The following is a 16,328-nucleotide window of genomic DNA, read 5'->3' on the forward strand; positions in this document are numbered from 1 at the left end:
CGAGCCGCCCGCCACGACGTCCACATCGTCACAGCCGCTACCAGCAACAAGCCGAACAGCAACACCAAGAAAACGAAGACCTCGAATAGCCCGAGGCCACGACGCAAGGGTTAAAGATCAAGTTAGGGGCAGACCCGGTGAACCAAGAACCGATCGCTATTGAGGACGTTGCCGGGATCGTGTGCCGTTGGCGTTACGCGTCGTCGCCTACTCTACGGCCACTGTGCCGATGGTCAACTGCGGTTCGCACTTCAGGATTTCCCGATATCTTCAACCCGGTCGTCGAGTTCCCGGCGCTCGGCGACGGTGAGTGCGGTGAGAGGAATCGATCGATCAGCCGCGATTTGTACAGCCCCTGTGCGAGCCAGAGGTGCCCGGAGGCCTGCGCGATGCTCATGACGCGGACGTTGGGCCGACTTGCGGGCTGCGACGGTCCTCAAAGGTGTGTTTGATGACCGCGCTGCCGTGGGTCATCGCCGCGTCGAGGGTCGGGGCGAGGTCGTCGGGTAGCACGTCGTGGATCCAGATGAGCCGGCAGCGCCCCTCGCCGTCGGGTAGGACTTGCATGGATGCGTTGTCGTGGGCTGGCTGCAAGCTGTCCCCGACGACGGCGTAGACGATCCGGCGGTTCTGGTGGTCGAGAGCGACGAATCGTTCCCTTGCCACAGTGCCGTCGATGAACGTGACGACCCTGGTGTCGGCCTCGACACGGGTGTCCACCACGTATCCCGGTGCCATGCGTGACGGTCCCGCAGCGAAGTCGCCGATTACCGCCCACACGTCTTCGGCACTGGACCGGATCAGGATTTCCTTGCTGATTGCAGCCATTGCTCCTACTTGTGAATCGACTCGGTGAGACAAAACTGTGGGCTGTCAGGCGGTGGCGGCCAGGCAGAGCAGATGACCCTCGGGATCGGCGAGTACCACCCACTCGTCGCCACCTGGCTGGAACTCGGGTCTGGTCGCGCCGAGCTCGATGAGTTCCTTGACCGCCCGTTCCACGTCGGTGACCTTGAAGTCGAGATGGGCCTGCTTCCCCGGGCTGGGCCAGTTCGGCGGCTGGTAGCCCTCGACACGTTGGAAACCGAGTTGGATCGGTCCGCCGTCGCCCAGATAGACGCAATCCGCGTCGTTGTAGGTCACCTCCCAACCGGTCAGCGTGTGGTAGAACTCGGCAAGCGGGCCAGGAGTGGCACAGTCGATGACGACTGTGGCGAGCTGTGCCAATGCGGACATGGTGTCGACTCCTTCACGTCAGGTGTGTCAACACAGAGCCTGCCCTCGCTTCTCCGGCCAGTCTTGAAGATCCTTGCGGAACTGTCAGACCCTCCGCCTAGCCTTGGCCGGTGCTCTCGTTTGTCGACCTCGCCGCCCGGCCAGAGTTCGCTGTCACAGCGGTGACCTGCCGCAACGACCATACGAATTGGTCGGCGGTGGAGTCGCACCGACACGTCCAGGTCGTGCTCGTGCGACAGGGACGGTTCCGCAGACGAGCCCGCGGCGTCAGCACCGACATTGACCCGACCGTCGGCTATCTCGGCATGCCCGGCGAGGAGGAGGATTTCGCCCATCCCGCCGGCGGAGACCTGTGCACCTCGATCAGCCTCACACCGACACTGTGGTGGAGGCTGGCCGGCGATGCCCCGCGGCTGACCACCTCGGCGGTTTACGTTGACGCGCGGCTCGATCTCGCCCACCGGCGGCTGCTTGCCACCACCCGGACACCGGACATCGACTATGCCGGCGCGGAGCGGCTGACCGGCCTGATCCGCCACATCGTCGAACAGGTCATCGCCGCACCAGCTCTCGCCGGCGCATCTGCCCGCCCCGGCGACCGGGCACTCGTGGCCGCGGTCCGTGACCTGATCCGCGACACACATCCGGCGGCAACCGGCCTGCTTCCGCTCGCCACCTACCTCGATGTGTCGCCGTACCGGCTGAGCCGGGCGTTCACCCGAGAGCTCGGCGTATCACTGACCCGATACCGCAACCGGCTGCGCGTGACCCGCGCACTCGACCGGTTGGAGGCCGGCGAAACCCGCCTTGCCGCACTCGCCGCCGACCTCGGCTTCGCCGACCAGGCACACCTCACCCGCACTATGCGCGACCACCTCGGACACACCCCTACCGTGCTACGCCGGCTCCTGGCCCGCCAGGTTGTCAGGTAGTCGCTTGTGCGTACCGGTTGGCGAGACGGCGCAGGTGGGCGAGGAGTTCCGGTGGCCCGGTGACGTGGAAGTCCTCGCCGAGCTGCCCGAGGTACACGCCGAGGGTCTCGACCGTGTCCGCGCCGGTGTGCAGGACGCAGGTGCATTCGTCGACCGGTTCGACCGTGCCGACGGCTGGGCTGATCCGGTCGGCGACGATGCTGGCGGGGGCGTGCACGGTGACCTCTGTCCGGTATCGCCAGGCAGCGGCGGACACCCGGCGTGACACGTACGCGGCGACGTCGTCGGGCAGGTCGCGCAGTGTGAAGCGGGGGCCGGTCGGGGTACGGGGCTGTAGCCGGTCGACCCGGAAGGTTCGCCAGTCGCGGCGGTCGAGATCCCAGGCCAGCAGGTACCAGCGGCGGCCCCAGTTGACCAGCCGGTACGGCTCCACGGTGCGCAGTGTGGCGGCGCCGGCGTGGTCGTGGTAGTCGAATCGGAGCCGTTCTCGGTCGCGGCAGACGGTGGCGAGGGTGGTCAGGACGGTCGGGTCGACGGTCGGGCCGGCGCTGTCGCGGGGCACGGGCACGGTGTAGGTCTGCAGGGTGTTGACCCGGCGGCGAAGCCGGGATGGCAGCACCTGCTCCAGCTTTGCCAGCGCCCGCAGCGACGCCTCCTCGATCCCCGCGATGGCGCCGCCGGTGGCGGTCCGCAGGCTGATCGTGACGGCGACCGCTTCCTCGTCATCGAGCAACAGCGGCGGCAGGGCCGCGCCGGCACCGAGACGGTAGCCGCCGACGGCGCCGCGCGTGGCCAGCACAGGGTATCCGAGGCTGCGCAGGCGCTTCACGTCGGTCCGCACGGTCCGCCCGCTCACCCCGAGGCGTTCGGCGAGTTCGGCGCCCGTCCAGTCACGTGGGGTCTGCAGGAGCGACAGTAGCCGTAGGAGGCGTGCGGAGGTTTCCAACATTGCTCAAGGTTCCCCGATAATCAGGAGCGAAGTCTTCCTGATGGCTTGGCAGAGTCGGTGCCATGAGCGAGATCCGCGATTTCCGCATCGACATACCGCAGACCGACCTCGACGACCTGGACGAGCGCCTAGCCCGGGTCCGCTGGACCGACGAGCTGCCTGATGCCGGCAATGACTACGGCGTGTCGCTGCCGTACCTGCAAGGCCTCGTGCAGCGGTGGCACGACGGGTACGACTGGCGCGCGTGGGAGGCGAGACTCAACGCCTACCCGCAGTTCACCACGATCATCGACGGGCAGAACGTCCACTTCCTGCACATCCGCTCGCCCGAGCCGGACGCTACACCGCTGCTGCTCACCCACGGCTGGCCGACCACGATCGTGGAGTACCTCGACGTGCTCGGCCCACTCAGCGATCCGCGCGCCCACGGCGGCGACCCTGCCGACGCGTTCCACCTGGTGATCCCTTCGATTCCCGGGTTCGGCTTCTCCGGTCACACCACCGAGCGCGGCTGGAACCGGTACCGGATCGCGAAGGCGTGGGCCGAGTTGATACGCCGCCTCGGGTACGAGCGGTACGGCGCCCACGGCAACGACTGCGGTTCGCTCATCTCGCCCGAGGTGGGCCGCTGCGATCCCGAGCACGTGATCGGTGTGCACGTCACCCAGATCTTTTCGTTCCCCGTCGGCGACCCTGCCGAGTTGGTCAGTCTGTCCGAGCAGGACCAGAAGAAGGTCGAGTTCCTGCAGTGGTGGATGAAGAACGGTGGCGCGTACGACAAGCTGCAGTCCACTGCGCCGCAGACCCTCGCGCATGCCCTGGCGGACTCGCCGGTGGGGCAGTTGGGCTGGAACGCGCAGTTGCTCGGGCCGAACATCGACCCGGACTACGTGCTGACCAACACCATGATCTATTGGCTGACCAACACTGCCGCATCATCGGCCCGCCTGTACTACGAGGACTTCCACGCGGCGGACAGGCCGACCGAACCCACCACCGTGCCGCTCGGGCTGGCGAACTTCGCCGGGGACTTCCAATCGATCCGCCCGTTCGCCGAACGCGACCACAAGAACATCGTGTCCTGGCACGTGTACGACACGGGCAGCCACTTCGCCGCGCATGACGCCCCGCAGCTACTGGTTGATGACATCCGTGGCTTCTTCCGCCAGCTGCGCTGAGCCATACCCGGTCCGGTACGCGCGGCGGGTGCCCGCCGCGCGTACCCCCGATTTGATGTTTTTGGAAGTGCCACCGTGCCGACCCTGACCCGCCGCGCCCTCAACCGCGCCACCCTCGACCGGCAGCTGCTCCTGCGCCGCGCCGATCTCACCCCGTTGCAAGCCATCGAGCACCTCGTCGGCCTGCAGGCGCAGACCCCGCACACCTGGTACGTCGGGCTATGGACCCGACTTACCAACTGCCGACCGGAGGACGTCGCGACGCTGCTCACCGGGCGGCGGGCAGTGCGGATCGCCCTCATGCGCTCGACGATTCATCTCGTCAGTGCGGACGACGCGCTTGCACTGCGTCCGCTCGTACAGCCAGTACTGGACCGCGATCTGTTCGCCAACCACACTCACGGCCGATCGATGCGCGGGCTGGACACCGATGAGGTGGTTGCGGCCGGCCGGAAGCTGCTCGACGAGCGGCCCCGCACCCCGGGCGAGCTCGGCCGGCTGCTGGCCGGGCGGTGGCCGGACCGCAACCCGGCAAGCCTCGCCTACGCGGTGCGCAACCTGCTGCCGGTCGTACAGACCCCGCCGCGCGGCGTGTGGGGCGCCAGCGGCCAACCCGTCCACGCGCCACTCGAGTCGTGGCTCGGCGCGCCGCTGGTTACCGACCAGCCAGTCGACCAGATGGTCCTGCGATACCTGGCCGCATTCGGCCCGGCGACCGTCCGCGACGTGCAGACCTGGTCCGGCCTCACCCGGCTGGCGGAAGTACTCGACCGGCTCCGGCCCCACCTGGCGACGTTCCGCGACGAGAACGGTGCCGAACTGTTCGACCTGCCCGACGCGCCCCGACCCGACCCGCACATCACCGCGCCCGCCCGGTACCTGTACGACTTCGACAACCTCCTGCTGTCACACCACGATCGGACCAGAGTCGTCACCGACACCCTCCGCCAACAGAACTTCCCCCGGCACGGACCCGTCCCGCGCCTGGTGCTTCTCGACGGCTTCACCGCAGCGACCTGGACATTCGCTACGGCACAGGGCGCCACAACGCTGACCGTGCACCCTTTCGCACCGCTGTCCGCGTCCCACCGCGAGGCGCTGGCCATTGAGGGCGGCGGCCTGCTGGACCTGCTCGCCCCCAAAGCGTCACACGAGATCCGCTTCACCACCTCTGTCTGAGAACTGGGTTCGGACACCGGAGGACAGGGTGCCGCGAATGCGGCAAGTCCGCAGAGGACATCCATGCGCGAGGTACCACCAGCCAGCAGTACCGATGGCCCAGTGCCTCCGCGGGAACCCACACCCCTCAAATCAGCGGGAATTCCGCGTGATGCAACTGCGCGGCTACCCAGGCCATAACATCACACGATCGACGGTCGGCCAGCCGCTGCCACGATCCTGGCACCGGTTCTTGGTTCGTCGGGTTTCCCCTCGGGCCCATATAGAAAGAATCGGACATTCTTACTTCTAGCGCTGAGGGCAACCTTGACGAACCAAGAAGCGGACGAGCGTTGGCTGCGCCCTGATTGATCGGGAGCTGCTTCGACCTGTTGCGCGTCAGGACGCCGGTGTCAGCCCGACGAGTTCGGCTTGGTTGTCCGCAGCCCACTGTGCAAGTTGCGCCAGGGGTCCGTTCGCGAACGACTGGCCCAGCGGGGAAAGCTGGTAGACCGCGCCCACACGCCCTGACGCCGGCTCAGCGAGGCGAACTTTTGTGACGAGTCCCCGGGCTTGCAGGCGATGGAGTGCCTGAGTCAGCACCTTGTCGCTGATGCCCGCGATGCGTACGAGCAGCTCGTTGCGTCGCGTCGGTCCCAGACGCAGAGCGGAAAGCACGACGGGATCCCAAGCATGGTTGATGAGTTCGATTGCCGCCCGCACGTGGCAGTCCGAAACGAACGTCTGGCAGCGCCCGTCGATCATGGGAACCAGTGTCGCACTTGTTGCCTACCAATCGGTAGGAGCCGCGCTCGTAGCGTTCCCGACAACACCGCTTCCGATCAAGGAGATCGTTGTGAACGTAGGAATCTTGGGCACCGGCAAGCTGGCTGTGGCGCTCGGCCGGGCTTGGGCCGGCGCAGGTCACTCACTGTTGGTGACGGGGCGCAACCCGCAGCACGCCATGGAGGCCGCCAACCAGATGGGTGGTGGCGCACAGGCAATCGACCCCGCCGACCTCGCGCCTCGGGTCGACGTGGTGGTGGTTGCGGTTGCGTGGGACGGGCTGCAAGCTGCGCTGCACCTCGTTGCTGCCCCCGAAGGATCGCTGGCGGGCAAGACGATCATCGATTGCACCAATGCGGTCGACTACGCGACCGGTACGCTGAAGCCAGCGTCCGGCTCGGCGGCTGAGCTTGTGGCCCGCATAGCTCCTGGTGCCCATGTCGTCAAGGCTCTCCACCTGTTCGCAGGATCCTCGTGGCCGTATGCGGGGCAGGAGGAGGAAGCGCCGGTGGTGGCCATCTGCGGCGACGAGCCTACTGCCCTCGATCGCGCCACGGCGCTTATCCGGGATCTTGGCGGCCGGGCCGGGGTGGTCGGTGGGCTGGCCAGCGCTCGGCAGTTGGAGGAGGCCGCCGGATTCGTCATGAGGGTCGTCACGTCCGGTTACAACCCGAGGCTCGCCGTTCCCGATGTGGACCCAGCCCTCCCGCAGGCCGCGCAGACGTCCGACTAGGCGCCGGTCGCTTCGAGAGGGCCGTGGCTCGCCGTCGCGGCCCTCTCATCGCGCTCGCGAGACCGGTCTCGCACCTCCGGACAGAGCCATACGCGGCCGACGCTGGTCTGGTCTTCCACGTCGACAACAGGTGATGAAATCGGTTCTTGGTTCGCCAGGTTTCCCCTCGGGGGCATAGAGAAGGAATCGGACATTCTTGGCGCCGATGCCGAGGGCGTTCGCAGTGAACCAAAAACCGGTCGTCAGCTCAGGTGTCAGCGCGCTGACTTTCTGAGCACTTCGGTGAGGGCTGAGATGCTGTGATCGCCATGGCCGGCCTCAGCCGCCCGCCTGACCAGGTCATTGAGCGGGGCGAGCCAGGTCGTGTCGACGTTAGTCTCCTTAACCAGGTCATCGTCGTGGGCCGCGCCGGCGAGAAAGAGGTTCACGGAGGAGGCGGCATTGTCATAGTCTCCGTTGTCGATCTCTTTGGCATAGATCGGCAGCAGGGATTTGATCATGTCCAGCCACTTTCCTGCGAACCGCACCATGGACTTCGCCTCAAGCCCGCGCGCCTGAACGACGGCGGCGCCCTGGAAGAAACCAACGAGTGCGGGCAGCAGGATGGCACCCACGGCCATCTCGTACAGGGCGGCAAGGTCGGGCTCGTCGCCCAGGTGCACGGTGTCGCCACCCAGTACCTTCAACATCGCTTCGAACTCGTCGAAGACGGTCTTGTCGCCGCTGTAGTAGAGCAGGGTGTCCGGCGCTCCCACGGCCGAGGGCACATTCTTGACGGCCCCGGCGAGGAACCGGGCGCCGTGGTCGATGACCCAGGTGGCCATGTGACGGGCGCCGGCCGGGGAACCGCTGTTCAGGGTGACAAGGATCCGCCCGGGCAGCGACGTGACGGCTGGCTCCAGAGCCAGCCGAGTGTCCTCGAAAGTGGTCAGACAGGTGATGATCAGAGGGCTTGCCGCTAGCGCGTCCTCGATGGCTTCCGCATGCTCGGCTCCCATGGCGATCAGGGGTGCGGCTTTGGCGGCGGTCCTGTTCCAGACGGTGGTCGGGTGCCCGGCCTTGACGAACGCCTCGGCCAGGGCCGCGCCCATCGAGCCGAGTCCGATGATGGTCACCGTGGTCGGGTGATTGTCAGTCACGTACGTACTCCAGTCGCAGAGTGAACGGAAAGTGAGCGCGCCGCCTTCGATGCCGTTGGTGGTCTTGTGCGGCTGCTGATCCATCCTGGAACGCGTACAGACATTCTTTCAAGTACCGACAATTTTGCCTGGTACTAACAAAAATGTAAGTATTGGTCGATGAAGAAGACGAAGGAGCGGACCTTCACCTGCGGGCTCGACGCTGCCATCGCCGTCATGGGAGGCAAATGGAAGGGGCTGATCCTGTTCGCGCTTCAGGATGGCTCCCTGCGCTTCGGGCAGCTGCGGCGCGCGGTCCCTGGCGTCAGCGAGCGGGTGCTGATCCTGCAGCTTCGGGAGATGGAGACCACCGGGCTCCTACATCGCGAGGTCTATCACCAGGTCCCGCCGAAGGTGGAGTACTCACTCACCGAGTTCGGTCAGTCGCTCAACACTGCGATGGCGTCGCTTGGGGAGTGGGGTGAGAAGAACATCGAGCGCATCGAGGCCATTTCCTGGGACCAGGTCGGCTGACCGGCTCGAATCGATCCGCAGGCCGCGTTGGGCAGCGCCATCGTCCGGGTCTGCCTCGGGAGTCACCCGTCACCGCCTTGCTTACCCGCAACCTCGAACCGGACGCGACACTTGCCCCCATCGCCTCCAACCGGCGGCCTTCGTCCTCCAGGACTACGGCATCATGGACGCCGAATCGGTCGCCTTCAACGTCACCATGCGAGGAAGTGTGCTGGCCCGGCGCGCCACGGGCGACCAGAGGCGCTTGGAGCAGGCGCTCCAGCCGACCGGCCTGTCGGGACGAGAGCGCGAGCCATCTCAGCGGCGGCGAGAAGCAGCGACTCGCTCTGGCTCGGGCCATCTACAAGCAAGCCAGGATCGTCTTCGTCGATGAGCCCACCGCATCGCTCGATGCCGCCAACCGGCGAAAGGTCATCGACCTGTTCGCGGAGTTCGCTGCAAATGGCCGCACGGTCATCGTGTCCACTCACGACGCCGAGATGATCAACGCGTGCGACTCGCGACACCAGATCGGATTCTCAGCCGCATGACGCGCCCAATCAACGATCACGCCAGCCCAGGAACGCCACCCATGAAGTTGATCTACAAGGCCACCGTCGGTGTCTCTGCCGCCGCACTTCTCGCGGCGGGCGTCGCCGCCGCATCCCCGTTGTACGGACTGTTCCCCCAGTCAGGCGACGCACACCCGTCGTGTGACCAACTGCCGACCGAAGCCGAGGCCACCGCGGGCCTTGCCAGGAACCAGGACCTGGCCGACGAGATCAAGGCGCTGGGTGACGGCATCGCGGTAGTGGTGGGCAAGCCGTGCCCCGCCGGACAGGACCGAGCACTGATCAGCGTGACCTACAGCTCGAAGTCCGACCGCGAAGCGATCAGCGGCCTACTTGGGCGCCGCGACGGGTTCGGAGTTCCGGTGTACCTGGAGAAGCGCTGGTAAATAGCCGCAGAACACGCCGCGAGCACCGAGCCCGAACCCAGCCACAACATCACTCGATCGACGTAGGGCCGGCCACCACCGGGAACCCGACATCGGTTCTTGGCTTGTCGCGTTCCCCTCAGGTTCATATGGGAAGAATCGGACATCTTGATGCATGTCATCAAGGGCACACCCGGTGAACCAAGAACCGCTCCTCTCAGAGCTGCGTCCCCGGCGGAGCGCCGAGCCAGCTCGTTCGATGGCAGGCCGGCGGTCGGCAGTGAAGCGCACGTGCCTGGCGCGCATTATCGGCGGCAGCTGAGGAGCCGGCGGCACGCCGACGGGTCGCTTTCACAGGCCCCAGAACGGACCCGACAGTCCCACGCTTTGCAGATAATCCTTGGCCGCAGCCGGCTCTCGCCTGGCGTAGCCCGGCTCTAGGCGTCCGTCGTACCAGTGGGAGGCGAACCGCCACAGAGTGTGTAGATCCATGACGTAGCCGCGCGTGGATCGGGTCTGCCGGCACCATGCGTCAACACAGTCTTCGGAGCAGAACAGACGCTGGTGACGGCAGGTGTGGACGACGTCGTCCCACATGTGCGCGGCGGGCACGAGGAAATGGGCGATCTGGTCGCCGTGCGGTGGCTGATCGGTGCCGACGTTCCAGGCGTGCGGGCGGGAACAGGCGGGGCATCTGGTGGACACGAGAACCTCGCCCTCGTCCCGGAGCAGGTGCGGCAGCGCGAAGGAGTCCCAGGCACAGCCGCCCCACCACAGCGTCTGCCGGCCCATGACCGCGAAGCCGAGTGGCACTGCGGAGAACGGATGTGCCATGACGATCTGGCCGGACTCGTCGAGAACGAGGTGGCGGGCGCGGGCGAGTTCGCCCAACCCCACCTGGACCGTCGCGATATCCAACGCTAACTGTTCGGCGAGGTCGTCGGCGCGTGGGGGGCGGCTGGTACCGGCGAACGAGCTGTAGACCGCAAGCCGCAACTCCTCCTCGAGATCCACCCTGGCATCCTCCCACGTCCGAGATGCCGTGACGCGACTGCCTCAGCGCGTCGACCGCGACTAACTTCGGGGCGGCGTCCATCCGCCAGGCTGGTGGTCAGGCATTGTGACCGGCCATGCCCACCGCGACCGACCGTGCACCAGCGGACACGGGTGACCCGTTATCGGTTCTTGGTTCATCACGTTTCCCCTCGGCGACAACAACGAACAAAGCGGATATTCTTGCCGCAGGCGCTGGGGGCAACATGAGTGAAGCAAGAACCGATCGTCATTGGCCCGCGCCCAGTAGAGCAATGCCGGCTCGTTCGGCGGCAGCCCAAGGCCTCGCGGGCGGATGGCCAGTTGTGTCCAGTGCGCATTACCGGCGGCTAGATCCGGACAGGTGATCAAGGCAAATACGGTCGTCGGCGGCAGACCGAACGCGATGCGGGAGGACCGTGATCGCGGTGGCCTGGTGGTCCTGGGACGACCTGGATCGTATGGCCGTAGCTTTCGGCTCAGCGGGTGCGGCTGAGGGCCGCGACGAGCTGGTCGAGGTGATGTGCGACGGGGCCGATGGTGAGCATGCCGCTGCCGGCCCCGGCCAGCTCGTTGGCGGCCGGAGTGAGTTCGGTCCGGGCGCGTTTCATCGCCGTCCGGTCGTTCAGGGCGATTGCAGCCTGGGCGGTGAGGCACCACAGGGTCTCGAACAGCAAGTCGCGCGGCGGATCCGGGGTCTGACGCAGCGCTGCGGCGGCATCGGCCGGCCGGTCCCGGGCGAGCAGGACGAGCGGGCGCACCCAGGGCGTGTAGGGGCCCCAGTCGGTGTCGTCGAAGCGGACCGGGTCGCCGTGCCATACGCGCAGGCACAGCAACGCCAGCGGTAGGAGGCCCCGTTCGACGCCGGGCATGCCGGCGTTGGCGAGCTGCGCCGCGGCGTCGCAGTAGGCGGCTTCCGCGGTCTGTGGCGACGACCAGGTCGCGGCCAGCCGCAGTGCGCGGTACCACCGGGTGAACACGCCGACCAGCGGGTGGTCGTGCCGCTCGGCGAGCCGGTCCGCTGCGGCGGCGTGTTGGTCACCGGTGGCGAAGTCGGCGAGCGCGCTGCGGGCCTGTAGTCGGACGAGATGACCGAGGATCTCGAAGGTCACCAGGCCGTGCCGGGCGGAGAGTGCGACCAGTTCGGCGCCGATCGCGTCACGCTCGGGAGCCAGGCCCGCGCGGTGGAAGGTTTGCATGAACACGCTGTTGAGGGCGAAGGCCAGTAGGGTCGGGTCGCCCAGGCGGCGCGCGATTCGCTCCGCTTCGTGAGCCGCCTCGGGCCCGCGTGCCGCGCGCGTGCCGCGTGACTCCACCGCGATCGTGGCCAGCAGCCGGGCTCGGGTGGCCTCGGACGAGCCGGGGCGTAGGGCGGCCAGGGCCCGCTCGGCCGCCGCCACGATCTGCGCCGCCTGCGCTGGATCATCCGAGCGCGTCCAGATCGCCGGTACGTCGTACCCGCCGATTACCCGGGCGGTGAGCTCAGGATCGCCCAACTGCTCGGCTGCGACGATGGCCGCGATCCGCTGCCCCCGCGCCGCCTCGAGTCCGCCCGCGCCCGTCACGGCGAGGCTTCGCAGCAGGCCGACCGTAGACTCCAGCCGAGCCGCGGAACCGGACGCCACGGTACGGTCGTATGCCGCCGTGGTCTGCGCCCAGACCCGTTCCGGTCCGGATGAACCGGGACCGTAGCTGACCCGATCGGCCTGGCGGAGGATGTCGGTCTCCAGGCGACGCAGCCGCGGGCTCGGATCGATGCCGAGCTGTTCTAGGAGCAGGTGGCGGGCTCGGCGCAGGAGCGCAAGCGCCTCACCCTGGCGTCCCGCGCGGTACAGGGCAAGAGCCAGCAGCCGCCACGCCTCCTCCCGCCACGGATGCTCGGCCACGTGGGCGTCGAGATCCGGTACGACGTCGGCGGCGCGCCCGACAGTCAGTCGCACCTCGGCCCGCTGCTCGATCGCGTTCAGCCGTAGCTGTTCGAGGCGGGAGCGCTCGGCGCGCGCCCACGGCTCGTCGTCGAAGCCGGCGAACGCTGGCCCCCGCCACCAGCTCAGGGCACGATCGAGCCGGTCGAGAGCCTCATGCGGCGGCGCCGTGGACGCGGCGGCGATCCCGTCCTCGAACCGCCAGGCGTCCACGGCGTCCGGCGCCGACCGAAGCGCGTAGCCCGGGCCCTCGGTGACCAGCAACCGAGCCGGCTCACGCGGTGGACGCTGCGGCTCCAGGGCGCGTCGCAACGCCGCCACGAACGTGCGGACGGCGCTCACCGCGCCCGGTGAAGGCTCCTGCCATAGATCATCGACGAGGCGGCTGACCGGTACAACCTGGCCGCGCGCGACGATCAGTCGCGCCAGCACCGCGCGGTGTTTCGGCCCCTTCAGATCGATCGGCGCGCCGACGCCGTCCCAGGCCACGACCGGACCGAGAACACCGAACCTGACCTGCACCGACCGAACCGTCCTTCCGCGCCTCAACTCAAGGTATCGCGCTCATCGGTTGCTCATCCGCGACCGGCACGCTGGAATTCTCCGACCGACACGAAAGGACGATCATGACTTCTGCCGTTCCCGGGTTCGACTACCAGCGCGTCGCGGTCGACGACGACGTGACACTGAACGTGGCGGTGGGTGGTACCGGCAGCCCGATCGTGCTGTTGCACGGCTTCCCGCAGACCCACGTCATGTGGCGACACGTCGCCGTCGACCTGGCCGCCGACCACACCGTGATCTGTCCCGACCTGCGTGGCTACGGCGCCAGCGACAAGCCCGATGCACGCGACGCCGACACGTACTCCAAGCGGACCATGGCCGCTGACATCGTCACCCTCGCCAGCAAGCTCGGCCACGAGCGCTTCGCCCTGGCCGGACACGACCGCGGTGCCCTCGTCGCCATCCGCGCCGGCCTAGACCACCCCGCTACGATCACCCACCTCGCCACCCTAGACGTCCTGCCGACCCTCGACATGTGGGACATCCTGCACGGGTCCACCGCCGCGGTCGCCTTCCACCTGTACCTGATGGCCCAGCCGCCCGGCCTGCCCGAACAAATGATCAGCGCCAGCCCGGACGCCTTCTTCGGCTACTTCCTCGACGGATGGGCCAAGGACCCGCAGGCCATTCCCGCAGACCTGCGGGCGGAGTACCTGAAAGCCTCCCGCGAGGCGGTCCCCTCCATCGTCGCCGACTACCGCGCCTCGGCCGGCATCGACATCGAACACGACCAAGCCGACCGCGTAGCCGAAAACCGGCTGCCCATGCCCGTCACCGTCGTCCAGCAGGACTGGGGAGCCGCACTCGGCTTCGACGCCGCCGCGCTGTGGCGCACCTGGGCCACCGACCTGGAACACCGCACCACGTCAGCCGGGCACTTCATGGCCGAGGAAGCACCTGACGAGATCATCAAAGTGCTGCGCTCCCTGCTCGCGCGGTAGCGAATCGCCTGCCCGCCGACGGCATCGCGCACGCTGGCTGTGGCGGGCCGACATCGGTTCTTGGTTCCACGCGTTTCCCCTCAGGCACGTCCTGGAAGAGCAGCCGCCGGCCTCGGCCGACACCGCTGGTCTCGTCGAACGGGTCCTCGGGATGCCGGATTGCGGCGTAGCCGCGGAAGGTCTTGCGGCCCCGATGCTCGATGACTGCCTCGTCGCCGATGTGGCCGGCGGCCAGCAACTGCTCGACGAGCGCACTGGGGTCTTCCACCTCGTAGTCCAGGGCCGCAGCCCAGAAGTCCGCGAGGGCGGGTGCGTTCGTGCTGTCGACAACCAACTTCCAACTCAATGCCATGTAACCAGATATAGTGGTTACATGGCTTCTTCCGCAACCAAGGGGATGACGCTGCGCTCCCATACCGGCGTCGCATACCGGTTCGATCCCGGCGCGCTGTGCCTAGAGCTGCTGACCACCGGCGGTCCCGGCCCATACCGCCGGTACGAGGTCCTGCACGAACCCGCCGACCTAGCCGCCTGGACAAGCCGGTCGCGGCTGACGCCGACGCCCGCGCTGGAGATCTCCCGGGCCGAGGTGGTGGACGCGCGAAGGCTCCGCGACGCGCTGTTTCGGGTGGTCCTCGCCCACACGCGCGGCGAGCCACACCCGCCCGCTGATCGACAGACCATCAACGAGGCAGCCGCCCGTCCGGCTCTGGCACCCGCCATCGCGCCGTCCGGGAAGCGGCAGTGGACCGGGCCCCTGAGTGGCACGCACCTGCTGGCCACCGTCGCACGGGACGCCGTCGAGTTGCTGACTGGCCCGTTCACGGACCGCATCCGCACGTGCGCTGCCGAGGACTGCCATCTCATCTACGTCGACACCTCACGCCCCGGTCGCCGCCGGTGGTGCTCCATGGAGCACTGCGGCAACCGTCACAAGGTCAGGGCGCTGCGCACTCGCCAGTCCGAGGATGAATGACGGCGATGACTACTGGACTCACCAAGGACCGGCGGGCAGACCGGCGATCCTGCGCCGACATCATGGGCCGGCACCCGCGCCGGCGCAGACGCACCACCATCGCGGACCCGGCCACCCCGCCGACGCCGGACCCGATCGGACGGGATTTCACCGCCACCGCGCCGAACCAGCGGTGGTGCGGCGACACCACCTACCTGCGCGTCGGGGCGGCCTGGCTGCATCTGGCCACGGTCATCGACATCGCCACCGCCGCCTGGTCGGCCACCACCCACATGCGCACAAGCCTGGTCATCGACGCCCTGCACCCGACGGGCACGGCCCGCGGCGGCCGGGCCGACAAGGTGGTCTTCCACTCCCCCGCAGCCAAGAAATCAGTCGGCGCTGGGCTGAAAGATCACAGCGACGCCGAGAGCTTCGCTGGCGGGTACGACGATCTCACCCGCGTGCCCCTTGGTACATGTCACCGCCGCGGCCCGCAGGTGGTGCTCTGTCTGGACGATGTCGTGCACCGAAATTGTGTATCCGACGAAGGCGGGCAGGGCTGGCGGACACTCGCCGGGCAGGACGTTGGGCAGGGCGGAGGCGGCGACGAGAGTGACGGTGGTGTCGTCGAGTTCGAAGGTCCGCGTGGAGCTGTGACGTACCTCGGTGGCGCCACCGAGGTACGTCGCGTAGCGGTGCTCGACGTCGGGCAATGCCTCGTCGGGGACGCACAGCATGCATCCGACTAGATCAATCGCGCTGTTGGCGTGCTCCGGCCGCTGCTGTCCGGCGACGGGCGTGTTCTCGGCGACGCCAACCCTGCCCTCGGGCAACAGGCCGCGGGGCGCGGTCGGGTCGTCGCTGTTGATCTCCAGGTAGCGGGCGGGAACCATTTGGGTACCGTCGGCGGTTTCGATCGGGCGCTGCACCGCGTGCACGCCACCGTGGCCAACGCCAGCGGTGTCCAGCCGGGCAGCGGCGCAATCGATGTCCGACGAATCGAAGATAAGGATGTGCATGCCTTGGAACCGGTCCAGGCAGGCGGTGAGGTTCGCGGCGGCGCCGCGCACGGCGGCCAGCAGCGCAGGCAGTTTGTCGGCCGGAACCTTGAGGGGAACCACGTGGGCTTCGTCCGGGATCGGCTGGCCATCCCTGATGACGGTCACGAGCTCGACGAAATTGCGGCGCAGGTAGATGTGGGTGTTCGCCGCGCCGACCGGGCGGGCGGGCGCTCCTGGGGCGGTGGACAGCGTCGGATAGGCCGGCGGTGGCAGGGCGAAACCCAGCCGTCGATAGGTGCTGATGGCCGCGGTCATATCTTCCACAACCAGGCCTACATGATGCAGGCCGCCCAGGTCGTTGCCCACG

General features: G+C 67.7%; 18 protein-coding genes. 9 read left to right on the plus strand and 9 right to left on the minus strand.

Annotated features, from left to right (window positions below; translation table 11 throughout):
* Positions 1 to 393: 393 nt before the first annotated feature.
* Both E1258_RS00695 and E1258_RS00700 read right to left on the minus strand, forming a co-directional pair.
* A complete protein-coding gene (locus E1258_RS00695; protein WP_132395816.1) occupies positions 394 to 828 on the minus strand; it encodes an SRPBCC family protein in 435 nt (144 codons plus the stop codon).
* A 45-nt stretch (positions 829 to 873) separates the two neighbouring features.
* The gene (locus E1258_RS00700) at positions 874 to 1,236 is read right to left on the minus strand and encodes a VOC family protein (RefSeq protein WP_132395818.1); all 363 of its coding nucleotides are present in this window, start codon (positions 1,234 to 1,236) and stop codon (positions 874 to 876) included.
* Between the two features lie 110 nt (positions 1,237 to 1,346).
* On the opposite strand from E1258_RS00700, the gene E1258_RS00705 reads away from it, so the two are divergent.
* The gene (locus E1258_RS00705) at positions 1,347 to 2,168 is read left to right on the plus strand and encodes an AraC family transcriptional regulator (RefSeq protein WP_132395820.1); all 822 of its coding nucleotides are present in this window, start codon (positions 1,347 to 1,349) and stop codon (positions 2,166 to 2,168) included.
* Here E1258_RS00705 and E1258_RS00710 read toward each other — a convergent pair.
* Positions 2,161 to 3,117 (minus strand): YafY family protein, encoded by a 957-nt coding sequence (locus tag E1258_RS00710; protein WP_132395822.1) that lies wholly within the window; start codon positions 3,115 to 3,117, stop codon positions 2,161 to 2,163. The genes E1258_RS00705 and E1258_RS00710 overlap by 8 nt on opposite strands.
* A 62-nt stretch (positions 3,118 to 3,179) precedes the next feature.
* On the opposite strand from E1258_RS00710, the gene E1258_RS00715 reads away from it, so the two are divergent.
* Both E1258_RS00715 and E1258_RS00720 read left to right on the plus strand, forming a co-directional pair.
* On the plus strand, positions 3,180 to 4,295 hold the full coding sequence (locus E1258_RS00715; RefSeq protein WP_132395824.1) for an epoxide hydrolase family protein: 1,116 nt from the start codon (positions 3,180 to 3,182) through the stop codon (positions 4,293 to 4,295).
* Between the two features lie 75 nt (positions 4,296 to 4,370).
* Positions 4,371 to 5,474, plus strand: coding sequence for a winged helix DNA-binding domain-containing protein (locus tag E1258_RS00720; protein WP_132395826.1), 1,104 nt, complete (start codon positions 4,371 to 4,373; stop codon positions 5,472 to 5,474).
* Positions 5,475 to 5,852: 378 nt separating this feature from the next.
* Here the strand turns inward: E1258_RS00720 and E1258_RS00725 are convergent, their stop codons facing one another.
* The gene (locus E1258_RS00725; protein ID WP_132395828.1) at positions 5,853 to 6,218 is read right to left on the minus strand and encodes a helix-turn-helix domain-containing protein; all 366 of its coding nucleotides are present in this window, start codon (positions 6,216 to 6,218) and stop codon (positions 5,853 to 5,855) included.
* Between the two features lie 91 nt (positions 6,219 to 6,309).
* On the opposite strand from E1258_RS00725, the gene E1258_RS00730 reads away from it, so the two are divergent.
* Positions 6,310 to 6,972 (plus strand): NADPH-dependent F420 reductase, encoded by a 663-nt coding sequence (locus E1258_RS00730; RefSeq protein WP_243715089.1) that lies wholly within the window; start codon positions 6,310 to 6,312, stop codon positions 6,970 to 6,972.
* Positions 6,973 to 7,226: 254 nt separating this feature from the next.
* Here the strand turns inward: E1258_RS00730 and E1258_RS00735 are convergent, their stop codons facing one another.
* Positions 7,227 to 8,195, minus strand: coding sequence for an NAD(P)-dependent oxidoreductase (locus E1258_RS00735; RefSeq protein ID WP_207919348.1), 969 nt, complete (start codon positions 8,193 to 8,195; stop codon positions 7,227 to 7,229).
* 75 nt (positions 8,196 to 8,270) lie between these two features.
* Here E1258_RS00735 and E1258_RS00740 point away from each other — a divergent pair, with 75 nt between their 5' ends.
* From E1258_RS00740 to E1258_RS00750, 3 genes are all read left to right on the plus strand, one after another.
* Positions 8,271 to 8,624: a helix-turn-helix domain-containing protein gene (locus E1258_RS00740; RefSeq protein ID WP_132395832.1), complete on the plus strand. Its 354-nt coding sequence runs from the start codon at positions 8,271 to 8,273 to the stop codon at positions 8,622 to 8,624.
* A gap of 206 nt (positions 8,625 to 8,830) precedes the next feature.
* A complete protein-coding gene (locus E1258_RS00745) occupies positions 8,831 to 9,154 on the plus strand; it encodes an ABC transporter ATP-binding protein (protein WP_243715090.1) in 324 nt (107 codons plus the stop codon).
* Positions 9,155 to 9,195: 41 nt separating this feature from the next.
* Positions 9,196 to 9,561 carry a hypothetical protein gene (locus E1258_RS00750; RefSeq protein ID WP_132395834.1) on the plus strand — a complete coding sequence of 122 codons (366 nt, stop codon included), beginning with the start codon at positions 9,196 to 9,198 and terminating at the stop codon, positions 9,559 to 9,561.
* Between the two features lie 330 nt (positions 9,562 to 9,891).
* On the opposite strand, the gene merB is transcribed toward E1258_RS00750, so the two are convergent.
* Both merB and E1258_RS00760 read right to left on the minus strand, forming a co-directional pair.
* Complete coding sequence (merB, locus tag E1258_RS00755; RefSeq protein WP_132395836.1) at positions 9,892 to 10,554, minus strand: organomercurial lyase; 663 nt, start codon at positions 10,552 to 10,554, stop codon at positions 9,892 to 9,894.
* Positions 10,555 to 11,051: 497 nt separating this feature from the next.
* Entirely contained in the window at positions 11,052 to 13,019 is a 1,968-nt protein-coding gene (locus E1258_RS00760; RefSeq protein ID WP_132395838.1) for a BTAD domain-containing putative transcriptional regulator, read from the minus strand.
* A gap of 104 nt (positions 13,020 to 13,123) precedes the next feature.
* Between E1258_RS00760 and E1258_RS00765 the strand changes: the two genes are divergently transcribed.
* On the plus strand, positions 13,124 to 14,002 hold the full coding sequence (locus E1258_RS00765) for an alpha/beta fold hydrolase (RefSeq protein ID WP_132395840.1): 879 nt from the start codon (positions 13,124 to 13,126) through the stop codon (positions 14,000 to 14,002).
* On the opposite strand, the gene E1258_RS00770 is transcribed toward E1258_RS00765, so the two are convergent.
* Positions 13,971 to 14,354 (minus strand): VOC family protein, encoded by a 384-nt coding sequence (locus E1258_RS00770; protein WP_243715091.1) that lies wholly within the window; start codon positions 14,352 to 14,354, stop codon positions 13,971 to 13,973. The two genes, E1258_RS00765 and E1258_RS00770, sit on opposite strands and share 32 nt — an antisense overlap.
* 21 nt (positions 14,355 to 14,375) lie before the next feature.
* Here E1258_RS00770 and E1258_RS00775 point away from each other — a divergent pair, with 21 nt between their 5' ends.
* Positions 14,376 to 14,978 carry an ABATE domain-containing protein gene (locus E1258_RS00775; protein WP_132395842.1) on the plus strand — a complete coding sequence of 201 codons (603 nt, stop codon included), beginning with the start codon at positions 14,376 to 14,378 and terminating at the stop codon, positions 14,976 to 14,978.
* Between the two features lie 371 nt (positions 14,979 to 15,349).
* On the opposite strand, the gene E1258_RS00780 is transcribed toward E1258_RS00775, so the two are convergent.
* Positions 15,350 to 16,327, minus strand: a complete 978-nt coding sequence (locus E1258_RS00780) for a VOC family protein (RefSeq protein ID WP_243715092.1) — start codon at positions 16,325 to 16,327, stop codon at positions 15,350 to 15,352.
* Position 16,328: the final 1 nt, after the last annotated feature.

This window comes from Micromonospora sp. KC207 (assembly GCF_004348615.1).
GTDB lineage: Bacteria > Actinomycetota > Actinomycetes > Mycobacteriales > Micromonosporaceae > Micromonospora.

Coding starts and splice junctions, on each gene's coding strand:
- E1258_RS00695 (WP_132395816.1), bottom strand. CDS start 828: ATGGCTGCAATCAGCAAGGAAATCCTGATCCGGTCCAGTGCCGAAGAC.
- E1258_RS00700 (WP_132395818.1), bottom strand. CDS start 1,236: ATGTCCGCATTGGCACAGCTCGCCACAGTCGTCATCGACTGTGCCACT.
- E1258_RS00710 (WP_132395822.1), bottom strand. CDS start 3,117: ATGTTGGAAACCTCCGCACGCCTCCTACGGCTACTGTCGCTCCTGCAG.
- E1258_RS00715 (WP_132395824.1), top strand. CDS start 3,180: ATGAGCGAGATCCGCGATTTCCGCATCGACATACCGCAGACCGACCTC.
- E1258_RS00725 (WP_132395828.1), bottom strand. CDS start 6,218: ATGATCGACGGGCGCTGCCAGACGTTCGTTTCGGACTGCCACGTGCGG.
- E1258_RS00735 (WP_207919348.1), bottom strand. CDS start 8,195: ATGGATCAGCAGCCGCACAAGACCACCAACGGCATCGAAGGCGGCGCG.
- E1258_RS00740 (WP_132395832.1), top strand. CDS start 8,271: ATGAAGAAGACGAAGGAGCGGACCTTCACCTGCGGGCTCGACGCTGCC.
- E1258_RS00750 (WP_132395834.1), top strand. CDS start 9,196: ATGAAGTTGATCTACAAGGCCACCGTCGGTGTCTCTGCCGCCGCACTT.
- E1258_RS00765 (WP_132395840.1), top strand. CDS start 13,124: ATGACTTCTGCCGTTCCCGGGTTCGACTACCAGCGCGTCGCGGTCGAC.
- E1258_RS00770 (WP_243715091.1), bottom strand. CDS start 14,354: ATGGCATTGAGTTGGAAGTTGGTTGTCGACAGCACGAACGCACCCGCC.
- E1258_RS00775 (WP_132395842.1), top strand. CDS start 14,376: ATGGCTTCTTCCGCAACCAAGGGGATGACGCTGCGCTCCCATACCGGC.